Annotated in this window: 13 protein-coding genes and 2 pseudogenes; 7 read left to right on the forward strand and 8 right to left on the reverse strand. The window is 69.4% G+C overall.

The annotated features are described in order from the left end of the window. Positions 1-153: 153 nt before the first annotated feature. From ACWC91_RS15945 to ACWC91_RS15955, 3 genes are all read left to right on the forward strand, one after another. Positions 154-486, forward strand: a complete 333-nt coding sequence (locus tag ACWC91_RS15945; protein ID WP_450641073.1) for a nuclear transport factor 2 family protein — start codon at positions 154-156, stop codon at positions 484-486. A gap of 214 nt (positions 487-700) precedes the next feature. Then, complete coding sequence (locus ACWC91_RS15950; RefSeq protein ID WP_450641071.1) at positions 701-1990, forward strand: PP2C family protein-serine/threonine phosphatase; 1290 nt, start codon at positions 701-703, stop codon at positions 1988-1990. Between the two features lie 533 nt (positions 1991-2523). Next, positions 2524-3084 carry a hypothetical protein gene (locus ACWC91_RS15955; protein WP_225077605.1) on the forward strand — a complete coding sequence of 187 codons (561 nt, stop codon included), beginning with the start codon at positions 2524-2526 and terminating at the stop codon, positions 3082-3084. A gap of 129 nt (positions 3085-3213) precedes the next feature. Here ACWC91_RS15955 and ACWC91_RS15960 read toward each other — a convergent pair whose 3' ends face one another. Beyond that, a complete protein-coding gene (locus ACWC91_RS15960; RefSeq protein WP_374113998.1) occupies positions 3214-3948 on the reverse strand; it encodes a TMEM175 family protein in 735 nt (244 codons plus the stop codon). Between the two features lie 150 nt (positions 3949-4098). Next, positions 4099-5595: a multicopper oxidase family protein gene (locus tag ACWC91_RS15965; protein WP_450641069.1), complete on the reverse strand. Its 1497-nt coding sequence runs from the start codon at positions 5593-5595 to the stop codon at positions 4099-4101. Between the two features lie 431 nt (positions 5596-6026). Here ACWC91_RS15965 and ACWC91_RS15970 point away from each other — a divergent pair, with 431 nt between their 5' ends. Further along, the gene (locus ACWC91_RS15970) at positions 6027-6875 is read left to right on the forward strand and encodes a PhzF family phenazine biosynthesis protein (protein ID WP_281157400.1); all 849 of its coding nucleotides are present in this window, start codon (positions 6027-6029) and stop codon (positions 6873-6875) included. Positions 6876-6934: 59 nt separating this feature from the next. Here the strand turns inward: ACWC91_RS15970 and ACWC91_RS15975 are convergent, their stop codons facing one another. Next, positions 6935-7399: an Lrp/AsnC family transcriptional regulator gene (locus tag ACWC91_RS15975; protein ID WP_281157401.1), complete on the reverse strand. Its 465-nt coding sequence runs from the start codon at positions 7397-7399 to the stop codon at positions 6935-6937. A 153-nt stretch (positions 7400-7552) separates the two neighbouring features. Here ACWC91_RS15975 and ACWC91_RS15980 point away from each other — a divergent pair, with 153 nt between their 5' ends. Together ACWC91_RS15980 and ACWC91_RS15985 are read left to right on the forward strand one after the other, a co-directional pair. Beyond that, positions 7553-8722 carry a trans-sulfuration enzyme family protein gene (locus tag ACWC91_RS15980; protein ID WP_450641067.1) on the forward strand — a complete coding sequence of 390 codons (1170 nt, stop codon included), beginning with the start codon at positions 7553-7555 and terminating at the stop codon, positions 8720-8722. A 186-nt stretch (positions 8723-8908) separates the two neighbouring features. After that, positions 8909-10207, forward strand: a complete 1299-nt coding sequence (locus ACWC91_RS15985) for an amidohydrolase family protein (RefSeq protein WP_450641066.1) — start codon at positions 8909-8911, stop codon at positions 10205-10207. 487 nt (positions 10208-10694) lie between these two features. Here the strand turns inward: ACWC91_RS15985 and ACWC91_RS15990 are convergent. The 3 genes and pseudogenes from ACWC91_RS15990 to ACWC91_RS16000 all read right to left on the reverse strand — a co-directional run. Continuing rightward, positions 10695-10841: pseudogene (locus ACWC91_RS15990) on the reverse strand (site-specific integrase); the annotation flags it as partial. Then, on the reverse strand, positions 10841-11023 hold the full coding sequence (locus ACWC91_RS15995; protein WP_281157405.1) for a helix-turn-helix transcriptional regulator: 183 nt from the start codon (positions 11021-11023) through the stop codon (positions 10841-10843). The gene ACWC91_RS15995 and the pseudogene ACWC91_RS15990, both read right to left, overlap by 1 nt. Beyond that, positions 11020-11526 carry a DUF6584 family protein gene (locus ACWC91_RS16000; RefSeq protein ID WP_450641064.1) on the reverse strand — a complete coding sequence of 169 codons (507 nt, stop codon included), beginning with the start codon at positions 11524-11526 and terminating at the stop codon, positions 11020-11022. The genes ACWC91_RS15995 and ACWC91_RS16000 overlap by 4 nt, the downstream gene beginning before the upstream one ends. Before the next feature lie 366 nt (positions 11527-11892). Between ACWC91_RS16000 and ACWC91_RS16005 the strand changes: the two genes are divergently transcribed. Next, on the forward strand, positions 11893-12474 hold the full coding sequence (locus ACWC91_RS16005) for a hypothetical protein (protein ID WP_450641062.1): 582 nt from the start codon (positions 11893-11895) through the stop codon (positions 12472-12474). 357 nt (positions 12475-12831) lie between these two features. On the opposite strand, the pseudogene ACWC91_RS16010 reads toward ACWC91_RS16005, so the two are convergent. After that, positions 12832-13285 (reverse strand): annotated as a pseudogene (locus ACWC91_RS16010) (nucleotidyltransferase family protein); the annotation flags it as partial. A gap of 110 nt (positions 13286-13395) precedes the next feature. Next, positions 13396-13910: TetR/AcrR family transcriptional regulator (locus ACWC91_RS16015; protein WP_450725930.1), on the reverse strand; the 515-nt coding region annotated here is incomplete at its 5' end.

The raw sequence follows: 13910 nt of genomic DNA on the forward strand, positions 1-13910 counted from the left end.
GTCACCGCCGGGGTTCACGGAGAGCTCCTGGGGCCGCTCGTTCGTCCAGGCGCTCGCCGAGCGCGCGGGCACCGGCTACTGGTGTCGGTGGTCGGACGGTGGGCTTGCTGCCGGCGTCGACGACGTAACACGAACACGAACAGGAGAACACATATGACAACCGCCGCAGCCGCTTTCCCGATCATCCAGCGCTACTTCGAGCTCGCCTCCTCGCGGGACACGGAGGAATACTTCGCCCTGTTCGCGGACGACGCCCTCGTCGAGGACGAAGGCAAGGAGTACAGGGGCATCGCTTCCATTCGGACGTGGCGCACCGAGGTCCCCCTCGTCGAGTACACGATCACCGGCATCGAACCAGTCGGCGACGAGACGGTCGTGACCTGCACGGTCACGGGGGACTTCCCGGGCAGCCCCTTCGCCGGCCTGAAGTTCCACTTCGAGCAGTTCGATGCGGACCAGGTGAGGGTTCTGCGGATCCGGACTTGACCGAACAGACCATGGCAAGGACGTCCACCCGCCCGCCGCACGCGGTGGTGGAGCGCACGGTCAGCGTGAGATCAGCGCACCCTCTTCCGTGACCCTCAGGCGCGCCTGGTGGCCGCCCGGCCCTGGAAGCCGCCGGTGCGCACGGCACGGTCGCCGCTCTACACGTGGAAAACAGTCCTGTCGTAGCAGGACCAGGGCGGGGAAGACGTACGGCATGGGCAAGGACCCGGACGACAAGGCGCGGCTGGACCGTTTGACGTTGCTGGCGGACGCAGAGGCGGCGCTGGCCAGCACGCTGAACCTGCTGGACGGGCTGCGACGTGCGTGCCGCGTGCTGACCGGGCGGCTGGGCGACTGGTGCGTGGTCGACCTGCTCGACGAATGCGGCCGCCTGGAGCGGGCCGTCGTCGTCCACCGCACGCCCGAGGCCCTGATCCCGGGTGGCCACGAAGGGCCGCTTCCGCCGGTGCCCGAGGATGCGGACGGGCCGCTGCCGCGGGTACTGCGCGGGGCGGGTCCGCTGCTGCTCGCCGACATCTCCCCGCCGAGCCTGGCGGTGAACCCGCTGCACGCGCGGCAGCTGGAACTGTTCGAGCAGCTGGCCGCGCACAGCGCCGTCATCACCCCGCTACGGGCCCGGCGGGAGGTCCTCGGCGCCCTTACCGTGGCTCGCACCGACCCCGCCCACCCGTTCACCGAGGACGATCTCCCACTCGTCGAGAACCTGGTCCGCGGCCTGGCGGTGCAAGTGGACAACGCGCGGCTGTACCAGCAGACCCAGCGCATCGCCGAGCGGTTCCAGCGCGCCCTGCTGCCCGAGCTGCCGCAGGTCCGCAACCTCCAGATCGCCGCCCGCTACGCTTCCGCGCAGTCCGTCGCAGAGGTCGGCGGCGACTGGTACGACGCCTTCGTCCTGCCCCATGGAAACACCGCCCTGGTCATCGGCGACGTCACCGGCCACGACCTGCAGGCGGCCATCGACATGAGCGCCCTGCGCAACATGCTGCGCGGTATCGCCGTGGACCGCCAGGAGCCCCCCGGCGAGGTCCTGCGCCGCCTGGACATCGCCAGCCACACGCTGCAGCACGAGGCGACCGCCACGTGCATCTACGCTCTCGTCAAGCACCCCCCTGAGAAGAACGGCCCCTGGGGTCTGCATCACTCCTGCGCAGGGCACCTGCCACCACTGCTGACCACCGCCGAGGGCGACACCCGCTATCTGGAGGCGGGCGCCGGACTGCTGATCGGCCTCGACCCCGGACAACGGCGCCCGACCGCCGTCGACGAACTGCCGCCGTACTCCACCGTGCTGCTGTACACCGACGGACTGATCGAGCGCCGCGCCGAATCCCTGGACCGCGGGTTCGCCCGGCTGCGCCAGCACACCGCCGCGCTGTCCCGCGAACCCCTGGACGTCTTCTGCGACGAACTGCTCGGCGGACTGGCCGCCGACAGCACCGACGACGCCGCCCTCCTCGCCCTGCGCCCCGAACCGGCCCACTGACACCCGGCCGCAGGTCATCAGTTCAGCCGACGGAGGCCTGCTGGTCGCATGTGATGAGTTGGCCCTCTCCGTGCCGTCGCCCTGCTCGGGCTGGGGCCCGTCAGACGACGGACGGCGACGACCGCGGCCGCGCCCGCGCCGGCAGTCAGAAAACGCCTGTGAGAACAGGCTTGGGACCGGCGGGGGTGCCAATCGCCGGCTTGTCCGTGAGCGTGGCGGTGCGTCAGGGCGGCCTCGTTGTCCTTGGCCCTTTCGCGCCGGCATTTCCAGGCGACTCGCTGCCGCACGGGTGATCAGGCATCAGAGATCACCTTGAAGGCCTAGTCGATCAACGACTCGCCGAAAACCCAACGGGGATTGACATGCCGTCAGGAGTCGGAGAGCCGGGCGTGAGGGTGCTCCGGGTACCCCGTTCGGCCCCACAGGACCACCCCCTCCCAATGGTCCGAAATGACAGCCCGTGAGGCTTTCATTACGTTCATTCATATGCCGACTGCCAAAGCCGGCCACTTTGAGACAGGAGCAGAAGCGCCATGATCATGACCCGTTCCAACGTCATCCCCGCGGCCGTCGCCGCCGCGGCAGCACTCGTCGCGACCGGCATCACCTACGCCACGGCCGCCCCCGCTCCCGAGGCGGCTCCGGCCGTCGTCAAGCAGGCCCCCGCCCCGGCCTACGCCCCGATGGGCGGCGAGTCCGGACAGGGCAAGGGCAACGAGGGCGGCGGCCGCGGCGGCGAGGGCGGCCAGGGCGGTGAGGGTGGCCAGGGTGGCGAGCACGGCAAGCGTCGCCACCACGAGATCGGAAGGATCTTCATCAACGAGCGGTCGTTCTCCGCCCACCCCGACGGCTGCATCACCGTGGTGAGCGGCCTGGGCTCCAAGAGCTTCAACATCCGCAACGACAGCAAGCGGACCGTCGAGTTCTTCCGTGGCGCGACCTGCGACAACGGCGCCCCCGTCGCCACCGTCGGCCCCCACAGCGAGGCCAACGGCGTCAAGGTGCACCACACGGAGGGCATCCACGTCAAGGACGGAGTGGTGGGCAGCTTCCGGGTGGTCAAGCGCCACCACGGTGAAGACTTCGACTTCTAGCCCCAACCGCACCATGCGAACCACGTAGAACCCCGGCCCGCCGTAATCGGGCCGGGGTTCCGGCCTCAAACCCCAGGACACCCGGCACGCGGCGCCCACACCGCTTCCAAGGTGTGCTGTCAGGGTGCGTCAGACCGCACCTCCACGGTCTCCCTCGTCGGCATGGGGTCCGGAATCAGGAGAGCCGTCCCGGCCGCCGGGCAGGCCTTCGCTGGTGACGAAGTAGAAGACAGGGAGCATGACGAACACCGCGATCGCCAGCAACGGTGCGACGAACACCCCAAGGAGGCCTGCGACGATGTAGGCGACGGCTCCGGTCCAGGAACGAAGCTGTCCGTGCCGTACGTACGTGTCCTCCACGTCGGGGTCCAGCAGCTCGGGTCGCCGGGCGATCTGCTGGTAGAAGGCCACCCAGCTCAGGCACATCGCTGCGGCGAGGCCGGCGTAGAGAGCGACGGCCACCCGCGCGTCGGAGCCCGTGGGGTCGGCCTGCAGTGCGTCCGCGACCACCGCGGTGGGGAAGGAAAGCGCCGCCGTGGTGAGCAGCAGAAACAGGTTGGCGGCATGCAGCCCGCGGTCCATGGCCCTGATGCGTACGAAGGCCTGGTGGTGGTTGAGCCAGATCACCGAAACGTACCCGAAGGACGCCAGGTAGCCGAGGTAGGCGGGCCACTGGGCCAGCAAAGCCCGGCCAAGGCCGCCCGGCCCGTGCGGCGGATCAGCGAGGTTGAGGGCCAAAAGCGTGACGGCAATGGCGAACACACCGTCACTGAAGGCCTCGGCCCGTGTGGTCTCAGAACGAGAGAACCTGCGAGAGTGGCTCCCGGACAAGCTGGCTCCTGAAGTACTTGGCTCATGTCGGATTCCGGCGGTTCTCAGCGTCGGCCCCCGAGGGCTCGAACCGTCCGGCAGAGCATGAGCCAACCACACCCGAGCGAGGCCCTCTGGCGCGCACCGCTCCGAAGAGGCATCACGGGCAGCGGCGAGGTGGGCGGTCGCACCGCGGGTCGGCGGTCATCCGCTGTGGGTGGCCCGGGGCCGCGCGCCGGGCGGAACGATGTCCAGGACGGCCATCATGCCCATGTCTTCGTGATTGAGGATGTGGCAGTGGTACACGGTCCTGCCGGTGAAGTCCCGGAAGTGGATGCGAACGACGATCGCACCACGTTTCGGCACGTTCACCGTGTCGTACACGCCGTGGGTGGGATCGTGGGCCTTCCCGTTGGTGCTCATCAACTGGAAGTGGTTGGTGTGCAGGTGGAAGCTGTGGTCCTCGTCCGAGTCATTGCGGACGGTCCACTCCTCGACGGTGCCGAGGGTGGAGACGAAGTCGGTCCGGTTCGGATCGTACGTCCGGCCGTTGATGTAGAAGACCGTGCCGGCCTTGTTCTCCGTGAAGACGACGGTCTTGCGGTCCGCGACCGTCGCGTGGCTCAGGTCCTCGTAAGGGCCGAGGGCGGTCGGGAGCGCGGCCCGCGTCATGGGCGTGCCACTGGTGACAACAGTGGCGAGGTCGGCCCGGGGGAACCGGTTTCCGGCCGGGCCGGTGTTGTACGGCAGTGTCTCCAGCCGGGTGGTGCCGGGAGCGCCGCCCTGGACCAGGACATCGAAGCGGGCGGCGGCGGGAATGAGCAGCGTGTCCTCGGCGTAGACCCTGCCCACGGGAACGCCGTCCTGAGCGATCACGTGGAAGCGGGCGCCCGGAAGGTGCAGCTTGTAGTAGATGTTGGCGCCGATGTTGGCCAGCCTCCACAACTGGGTCTCTCCCGGCCGGATGTGGATCGCCGGGTTCTGCTGGCCGTTGACGGTGCGGTTGGTGGACGCGCCGATACTCAGGGGATGGGTCTTGATCGCGTCGCCCTGGACCTGGAAGTCCTTGAGCGCGATGGTGTGCTCGGTGATGTTCCGCAACGACGGAGGCAGGTGCTGCTTCAGGCCCTCGACGACGAGGATGCCCGACTCACCACCCGCGACCTGCGGGGCGGACAGCATGTCCGCGTGTGAGTGGTACCAGAAGGTGCCAGTGGGGTGACTGAGCGGCAGCTGATAGGTGTAGTGGTACGACTGCCCGTACTTGATGGAGATGAAGATGTCGTCGGAGGGAGCCCGCGGCGACACGAAGAGTCCGTGCGTGTGCAGATTGGTGTACTTGTCGGTCTTGTTGATCATGGTCAGGTCGATACGGTCGCCAGGCCACACGCGCAACGTGGGCGGCATGTAGGCCCCGTTGTAGGTCGTCGCGTACAACTGGCGGTTGCCGACGCGGACCTTTCGCCGTTCCACCACGATCGTGGTCCTGAGGAAGCCGTCGCGGCTCACCACCTCCGGGGGATCCTGGAGCCGCGGCCCCGCGCCCGGCGGTGTGGGCCCGCCCTCGACCACGGACCCCTGCGCGTCGCTGGAGCGCTCCTTCGGGGCACTCCCCGCGCAGCCGACGAGCCAGAGGGCGGCGAGGAGCAGACCGGCGACGATGCGGGACGGCGAGGAACAGCGCGTGGTGGGCCGGGTCACTTGTCTCCCCCAGGAAAACGGGCGGCTCCGACCGGGGACGTCCGGCCGGAGATCCATATGCTGCTGGTCGGTCAGCCGGAGAGTAAGGGCACAAAGATCCCTTGCCACGCGGCCACGCCCGGCCGACGGCGCCATCAGCCCGAATGGGCCCCACGACCGCCCATGACGGACTTCGCGGGCCCTGCTCGGGCGGGCGGGGGCCGGTGGACACACGAGGGCACAGTCGCCTTGGACCTGCCGTCCGGGTGAAGACCCCAAAGCGCGCATAGCGGTGCACGCGGCGTACGACTCATCCTCAGGACACGGATGACCAGGCCACTTTGTCGCCACTGGCCCTGTGCCGACCGCTCGAGTTCCCGTTGTGATGGACCTGCTTCCGCCGACGGGTGGGACGCGCAGAATCCGCCGCAGCCGCTACCGGGAGGCCCTCGATGACCACGCCACGCAACCGCTCGTTCGTACAGGTCGACGTGTTCTCCACGATCCCCTACCGCGGCAACCCGGTCGCGGTCGTCCTTGACGGGACGGACCTGACCGACGAGGAGATGCAGCGCGTGGCGCGTTGGACGAATCTGTCCGAGACCACGTTCGTACTGCCCCCCACCGCCCCGGAGGCGGACTACCGGCTGCGCATCTTCACGCCCCGGGGTGAACTGCCGTTCGCCGGGCACCCCACCCTCGGCTCCGCGCGCGCCTGGCTGGACGCCGGCGGCACACCGCGGCACACCGGCCGTATCGTGCAGGAGTGCGCCGCGGGCCTGGTTACCGTGCGCCGCGGCAAGGACACTTTGTCTTTCGCCGCGCCGCCGCGGATCCGCGACGGCGCGCTTGATGAGGCCTCTCTGAACCAGATCGTCGCCGCATTCGGCATCACGCGTGACCAGGTCGTGGCCCACCAGTGGGTCGACAACGGGCCCGGCTGGGCCGTGCTCCAGCTGGCCACCGCCGACGAGGTCCTCGCCCTCGAACCCGACCTCTCCCTCATCCCGACCGCGATGGTCGGCGCGATCGGGGCCTACCCCGACGGGTCCCCCCACCACTTCGAGCTGCGCACCTTCGCCCCCGGCGCCGGCGTACCCGAGGACCCCGCGTGCGGCAGCATGAACGCGGGCGTCGGGCAGTGGCTCACCGCCACCGGTGCCGCACCTTCCACCTACCGGGTCTCCCAGGGCGCGAGGCTGGGACGGGCCGGGAGCATCGAGATCAACGCCGATGCGGACGGCACCGTCTGGGTCAGCGGCGCCGCCACCGTCTGCATCCGCGGCACCATCACCGTCTGACCTCCCACCCGTCCGCGCCCCGGCGGCAGTTGCCGGAGGCGCGGACAGCTACGCGACCGTCAAAGAGGTTGACCTCCGGGGTCGGTGGTGTCGGCGGAGAGCGTCTTCATGGTGACGTAGCTGGTCACCGTGGCCACGCCGGGCAGGGTGGCCAACTGGTTGGCGTGGAAGTCCTCGTAGGCGGGCAGGTCGGCCACCTCGACCTGGAGCAGATAGTCGAAGTTGCCGGTGATGTGGTGGCAGGCGACCACCTCGGGCAGCCGGGTGACTCCACGCTCGAACGCGACCACGTCCGCGCGGGTGTGCCGCATCAGCCGCACCCCGGCGAACACCCGCAGGCCACGGCCGACCACGGCGGGATCGACGAGCGCCCGGTAGCCGCGGATGACCCCCGCGTCCTCCAGCTGACGCACGCGCCGCAGGCAGGGTGACGGCGACAGCCCGACCCGGGCGGCGAGCTCGGCGTTGCTGATCCGGCCGTGCTGTTCGAGCACGGCCAGAATCGACCGATCAATCTCGTCCATGGCAGCAGATTATTGCTCCTGCGGCTTACCTACCACAATTCTACGCCTGCTCCGAGCGCAATTTGCTGCCAAAGTTGCCGGGATCCGCTCACATCGGAGCGCCGGTCGGCCACGCTTCATGACGTCATACCGACGGTCCACGGAAGGGCAGCCATGCCGGGCAACAGCACCATCACCGTTCACGCCGATCGCGATGTCCATCCCAGCCGCGCCGTGGCACCGCCCATCTACCAGACGGCGGCGTTCTGGGCCGAGGACGCGGAGACGTTCGCGCAGGTCGCCGTCGACCCGCGGGGCAAGGACTTCTACACCCGCTTCGGCAACCCGAACCACGCGCAGGTCGCGACCGTCGTCGCCGAACTGGAGAACACCGAGGCGGCCATGGTCACCGCGTCCGGGATGGCCGCGCTCACCACCGCCGTGCTGGCCCTGGTGTCCGCCGGTGACCACGTCATCGGGCAGAAGTCGACCTACGGTGGCACCGCGTCGGTGCTGCTGCGCATGCTGCCGCGCCTCGGCGTGTCGACCACCCTGGTGGACCAGACCGACCCGGAGGCGTTCGCGAAGGCACTGACCCCGCAGACCCGCCTGATCCTGGTGGAGTCGCCGAGCAATCCGCTGCTGCGGATCACCGACCTGCGGGCCGTCGCGGAGTTGGCCCGCGCGCACGACGTGCTGACCATGGCGGACAACACCTTCGCCACTCCGCTGAACCAACGGCCGGCGGACTTCGGCATCGATCTGGTCTGGCACAGTGCGACCAAGTACCTCAACGGCCATTCCGACGTCTCGGCCGGAGTGCTGGCCGGGCGGGCCGAACTCCTGGACCGGATCTGGGACGTCGGCCTGCTCACCGGCGCCACGCTCGGCCCGGTCGACGCGTGGTTGCTGCTGCGCGGCATGCGCACCCTGCCGCTGCGTGTGCCACGGCACAACGCCAACGGCCTGGCGCTCGCGGAGGCTCTGAACGAGCATTCAGCCGTGAGCCGGGTGCACTATCCCGGCCTGGCGACCCACCCGCAGCACAACCTGGCGTGCGGCCAGATGAGCGGTTTCGGCGGTGTGCTCGGAATCGAGTTCGCCGGCGGTTTCGAGACGGCCGACGCTTTCCTCGGCCGGCTGCGCTACTCCCGCCGGTCGGCCAGCCTCGGCGGCGTGGAGTCCCTGGCCGTGCATCCGGCGTCCATGTGGCGCGGGATGCTCAGCGAGGAACAGATCGCCGAGTCGGTCCCGCTGGGCTTGGTCCGGCTGGCCGCGGGCACGGAGGACACGGCCGACCTGGTCGCCGACGCGCTCGCCGCGGCCGACGCGGTGAGTATCTGAGCGACCGGTCTCCGGCGGAGTGCCGTGTCTCGCGGTGATCGCCCCGTCCGGCTCCGGCTTCCTCGCCGCCACCCGGCTGCGGATGCGCCGGCGGCTCGGGCGGGGATCGTCACGGCCGGAAGCAGAGCCGTGGCGGTCCCCCCGACATGATCCTGAATCGTACGAAAGCGTGGAGGAGTTCAGCCGATGAAGACCCTGCTCACTGGTGGCACCGTGGTCAGCATGGACCCGGCTGTCGACGATCTCGACCGCGGTGACGTGCTCATCGAAGACGGCGTGATCGTCGAGGTGGCCGAGCGGATCGACGTGTCGGACGCCGAGGTGATCGACGCGACCGACCGTGTGGTCCTGCCCGGCTTCGTGGACAACCACCGCCACACCTGGCAGACCGCGTTCCGAGGTGTCGGAGCGGACTGGACGTTCCCCGAGTGGGCTGTTGCCATGCACGGCACGGTGAAGCCCCACTACCGGCCCGAGGACGTCTATGTGGGCACCCTGCTCGGCCGCCTGGAGGCCCTGCACTCCGGCGTGACCACGATGCTGGACTGGTTCCACTGCTCGTCGGGCCCCGAGCACGCGGACGCCGCCGTCGCGGCGCTGCGGGACGCGCCGGGGCGGTCGATCTTCTGCCACGGCGCCGGATGGGGCACGCCTGACCCCGTCGACGCCGAGATCCGCCGTGTCTGCTCCGACCTGGCCGGGGACGGCCTGGTCACCATGGCGCTGGGGCTGCGCGGGCCCGAGGACACCAGCATGGACACCGTCGCCCGGGAGCTGAAGCTGGCGGCCGAACTCGGCCTGTGCACCAGCCTGCATGTCGCCTCCGACGGGACGCAGCGCCCGGTCGCCGAGTTGCGCGAGCACGGTCTGCTGCGGGACACCACCACGTTCGTGCACGCCAACGGGATCAGCGACGAAGAGCTGCGGATGCTCGCCGACGCGGGCAGCTCGGTGTCGATCAGCCCGGACGTCGAGCTGAAGATGGGGTTCGGATCGCCGATGACCGGCCGGGCGCTGGCCGCCGGGCTGCGCCCGACACTGTCCATCGACGACGTCCCCTCCGTCGGCGGCGACATGTTCTCCACGATGCGTACCGCCTTCGCAGTGCAGCGCGGCCTGGACGGCGGCCTGCGCACCCGGGACCTGCTGGCTTTCGCCACCGTCGACGCCGCCCGGTCGTGCGGGCTCGAGGCTCGCACGGGCAGCATCACGCCGGGCAAGGACGCCGACGTCATCCTTCTGCGCGCCGACGACCTGACCGTGTTCCCGGTCACCGACCCGGCCGCCACCATCGTCAGCGCCGGCCATCCCGGCCTGGTGGACACCGTCCTCGTCGCCGGCCACGTGGTCAAACGCGACGGCGTGCTGGTGGGCATGGACCTGGCAGCGCTGAGGACCCGACTGCTCGAGTCACGCAACCGCATCGCGGCGGCCGCCGGCATCCCGCTCGACGGCACATGGCTCCCACGACCGGACTTGGAGTAACAGCACCCGAGCGCACACGGCACGGCACGTCCGGACACATCTCCCCCAGCCCTGTCGCTGGTTCAGGAACACACTGCGCGTGGCCACCTGGTGCTGCATCAGGCAACGTTCGGTGATCACTCCGGGCCAACGTCACGACGAGGTCCAAGCCGCTGGCTGGACGACGTCACCACGGACGTCCCCGGAGCGCCCTTTCGCATCGCCCGGTCGCCACGCCAAAGCGGCCGGCAGGGATTCCGTGCCCTCGACGGCGAAGGTTTCCGTGGATCAGTAACCTCTCCGTCTGGCGGGGCTTTTCACGCCGGACCCTGCCGCGGCCGGAGTCTGCTTCCACTGGTGGCACCAGCCGTGCCCGGACCCGGCGCCCACACACACCCACTGGGCCGGTGCGCACCCGGGAGACCGCGTCGGACGGCTACCGCCTTCGACGGCGTACGGGACCATGGTTTCCAACTCGATTGGGTGCCGGGCACGCCGCAAGCGCCCCGCTCTTGGACTTCTCGGTGCCGTCGGGGTCGACGTACCGGGCGCGGTAGCGCAGGCCGACGCCGCGGCGGTCGGTTGTGACCTTGCGGGTCTTGCCGTCCGGGCCGGTCTCGGTCCGGTACCAGCGGTCTTGGATGTGGCCGGCCATCAGGCAGACTCCCGGAGCCGGGAGTCGACCCAGGTCCGTACGTCGGTCGGGTCGAAGCGGAGGTGCCGGCCGACGCGGAAGCCGCGGGGACCGGTGCGCTTGCGCCGCCACTGGTAGACCGTCTCGACACCGGGGAGCTCGAACTGGAGCGGCGCCTCACAGCCCCCGGCGACCTGGGTCAGTCGAAGAGGGCAACGAGTCCGTTCACCCAGATCGCAAGGAATGCAAGGACCGCCACCAGGCATCCGGCCCCCGCCAGGAAGTCCGCGAGGGAGGTTCCGCTGCCGTCTTCCTTCCAGCCAGATGGCACCGTGTCCCAGTCGACGGGCCGTCCCATGGCCTCGGAGCAGGCTGCTCGCACCGCTGCCAGTTGTTCTCTGGCAAAGGCCGTTTGGGCAAGCGACTCAGGACCCTGCCAGGCAAGTGCCCGCATGCGCTGCGGAGCTGTGCGGTACCTCGCCTCGAATGCGGAGGTCTCCGCTGCGTCCCGGTCTTGATCGAGGTACATCCAGCGGCCCGCTTCCGCAGGCTCTCCGTACAAGCGGTAGACCTCAGCCAGCCGCTGACGAAGCATCAGGTCATGTGGAAAGGACGACACCAGCCCGCGCAGGCGCTGGCGCGCGACGGGAACCCGGCCGGCGGCCAGGTCCGCATCGACTCGGGCAAGGGTGTCTCTCAATGGCATGAACGCATGATCGAGTACCGCAGTGCCCACCGTCGACCGGTTTTGTCGCTCAGCACTCGCTCAACGCAGCGGTAACCCGACGGCTCCGCCGACAGTCGGCCTGCGCGAGGCCGGTCCAGTAGAGCGCCGACGCCGCCGAGAGCCAGCAGGACCGCAGGGCGCCGACGCTGGGAAAGCCCAGATGTGGCACGTCCTCGATGCCCCGGAGGCACCAGCTCACTCGTGGTGGTCTCGCGTGTGCGAACGGGGCGTTGACGTGGAGGTACCTCGATCAGGTGGGAAACCTGCCGGGTTGCTGGAAATCGCCTGGTCACCTGCTTTCCTCTTGATCAGTTCTGCCGTCCACAGAGGAATGAGGACCCATCGATGAAGCGTCTCGCTGTTTGCGTCGCTGTGACGGTCTCGGCCATCGCTCTTGCTGCCGGGCCGGCCGCGACAGCGGAGCCCTCCCCGGGGAAGCACGGAGAAGCAGCCCGACACCACACACCCCCGAAGCCGGCGAGCGAGTCGGCCCGGCTGGCCCGTTCCATCCTGAACACCAAGGGCATCACCTACGCCAAGACGCACGTGGGCGGTACCGACAAGGCGTCCCTCCCGCAGCAGAATCTGGTCGACGTCTCCAACGGGCATCAGGCCAAGACCAGCCCGTGGGGCCACAAGAAGGGTGCGCGGGTCGCGCTCGACACGCGGATGCTCAACGGTGTCCTGAAGCTCAACACCCAGCACCGCTACACGTTCGAGATCTCCGAACTCGTCGGCGGGGAGCACAGCCCTTCCTCCAAGCACTACGCGGGCCGCGCGGTCGACGTGACCCGGATCAACGGCCGTCACGTGGGCGAGAAGGCCGATCACCGCGGACTCATGAACGCCTGCCGCAAGCTCGGCGCCACGCTGGTCCTCGGCCCCGGCGACAAGGGCCACAGCACCCACGTTCACTGCCAGTGGTAGTCCACCTCCAGCACACCAGGTGATTTGGCCCTGTTCTCGGCTGCGGCCAAGTGGCGTCCGCAGCCATCCGTCCTGATCAGCGGCCTGGCCTCCGTCGCGGTAAATCGCACAGTTACCGCGACGACGGGCCGCTCCACCAGGGACAACAGCCACGTTTCCGCACGTCAGGTGTACGCGTTTACCGCGACTCGACCATCCGCACCTGCGCCGACCAGGACCCGGTGGACACCGAGGAACGCCCCGGTCTGACCAGCGACGAAAAGAAGGGACTCGCCCCGCTACGAACGTCGGGCCGACCTCCAGCTCGGCTTGCTCCACCTCGCGTGCAGCATCATCTGCCTACGTCAGCTTTGCGTATCAGGATGAGGAGGGCGTAGGGATGGCCGACGTCGATGGCCAGTCGAGTACGGTCAGCTCGGGCCACTGCCGACGCCAACGCGCCGTCTTCGTTTCATACACCTCTTGCGGGGCGAGCACCGGGTTTGGGACGCACCACGAGATCGAACACATCAGAGAGCCCGTGCGGCGCGTAGACGCGCCATCGCCCGCCCTGCTCCAGGCGCACGCCCAGGCAGCAGGTGGTCGCTGCGAAGCCGTCGATGGCGGCCTCGGTGGAGGCGTAGGGAGCGCACGCGACGCCGAACTTCTGCTCGTACCAGAGGTGGACGCGGGCCTCGTTGCGAACCTCGACCTCCGCCGGCAGACCGGCGAAGGCCTCGTCGGCGGTCTTGATCACTGCGTCCTCCGCCTCCCAGGACAGGTCGCGGCGGTCGAAGTAGAGCACGTCGTAGTCTTTGATCCCGCTGGTGGGGCGCCATGCCTACCACGCGGCAGGCCAACCGCGCCTGCAGGACGCCTTGGAGGCTCTCTCAAGTCTCCGAGTCTGAAACGATCAGTTGGGCACAGGCGCTCGCCCATTTCTCACATGGCGCGCAGGCCCCGGTCGGCGAAGGCGATCAGCCACTCGAAGCTCTCGTCGATGTCGGCGCTCCACTGGAAGCCGTTGCCCGCCTGCAGCGTGGCGAAGCCGTGGCAGAGGCTGCGGAGCGTACGCAGGGCGTGGTCCACGTCGGACTCTGCGATCTCGTAGCCTCGCAGGACCGCCATGAACGCGCCGAGCAGCCGCTGACCTGCGGTGGCCAGCGGATCGTCCGGGCCGGAAGGTTCCGCGCCGATCGTCGCGCCGTACCGGCCGGGGTGCTCCAGGACGAAGGCGCGGAAGGCGCGCGCCGCGGCCGCCAGGGCGTCGCGGCCCGCGTACCCCTGGACCGCGCCGCCGACGGCGTCGGCGGCCTCGTTCAATGCCAGGACCGCGATGCGCCGGTTGAGGTCTTCCTGGTTGCCCACGTGCTTGTACAGGGACGGGGTGCGCACGCCCACCCGCTCGGCCAGCAAGCCCATCGTCAGGTTGGCGAAGCCAACCTCGTCGGCGAGGG

The sequence above is a fragment of the Streptomyces sp. NPDC001204 genome, assembly GCF_053598035.1.

Bases quoted from the DNA above. Each gene is read 5' to 3' on its own strand.
- ACWC91_RS15955 (WP_225077605.1), top strand. From the start codon at position 2,524: ATGATCATGACCCGTTCCAACGTCATCCCCGCGGCCGTCGCCGCCGCG.
- ACWC91_RS15950 (WP_450641071.1), top strand. From the start codon at position 701: ATGGGCAAGGACCCGGACGACAAGGCGCGGCTGGACCGTTTGACGTTG.
- ACWC91_RS16005 (WP_450641062.1), top strand. From the start codon at position 11,893: ATGAAGCGTCTCGCTGTTTGCGTCGCTGTGACGGTCTCGGCCATCGCT.
- ACWC91_RS15980 (WP_450641067.1), top strand. From the start codon at position 7,553: ATGCCGGGCAACAGCACCATCACCGTTCACGCCGATCGCGATGTCCAT.
- ACWC91_RS15975 (WP_281157401.1), bottom strand. From the start codon at position 7,399: ATGGACGAGATTGATCGGTCGATTCTGGCCGTGCTCGAACAGCACGGC.
- ACWC91_RS15985 (WP_450641066.1), top strand. From the start codon at position 8,909: ATGAAGACCCTGCTCACTGGTGGCACCGTGGTCAGCATGGACCCGGCT.
- ACWC91_RS15945 (WP_450641073.1), top strand. From the start codon at position 154: ATGACAACCGCCGCAGCCGCTTTCCCGATCATCCAGCGCTACTTCGAG.
- ACWC91_RS15970 (WP_281157400.1), top strand. From the start codon at position 6,027: ATGACCACGCCACGCAACCGCTCGTTCGTACAGGTCGACGTGTTCTCC.
- ACWC91_RS16000 (WP_450641064.1), bottom strand. From the start codon at position 11,526: ATGCCATTGAGAGACACCCTTGCCCGAGTCGATGCGGACCTGGCCGCC.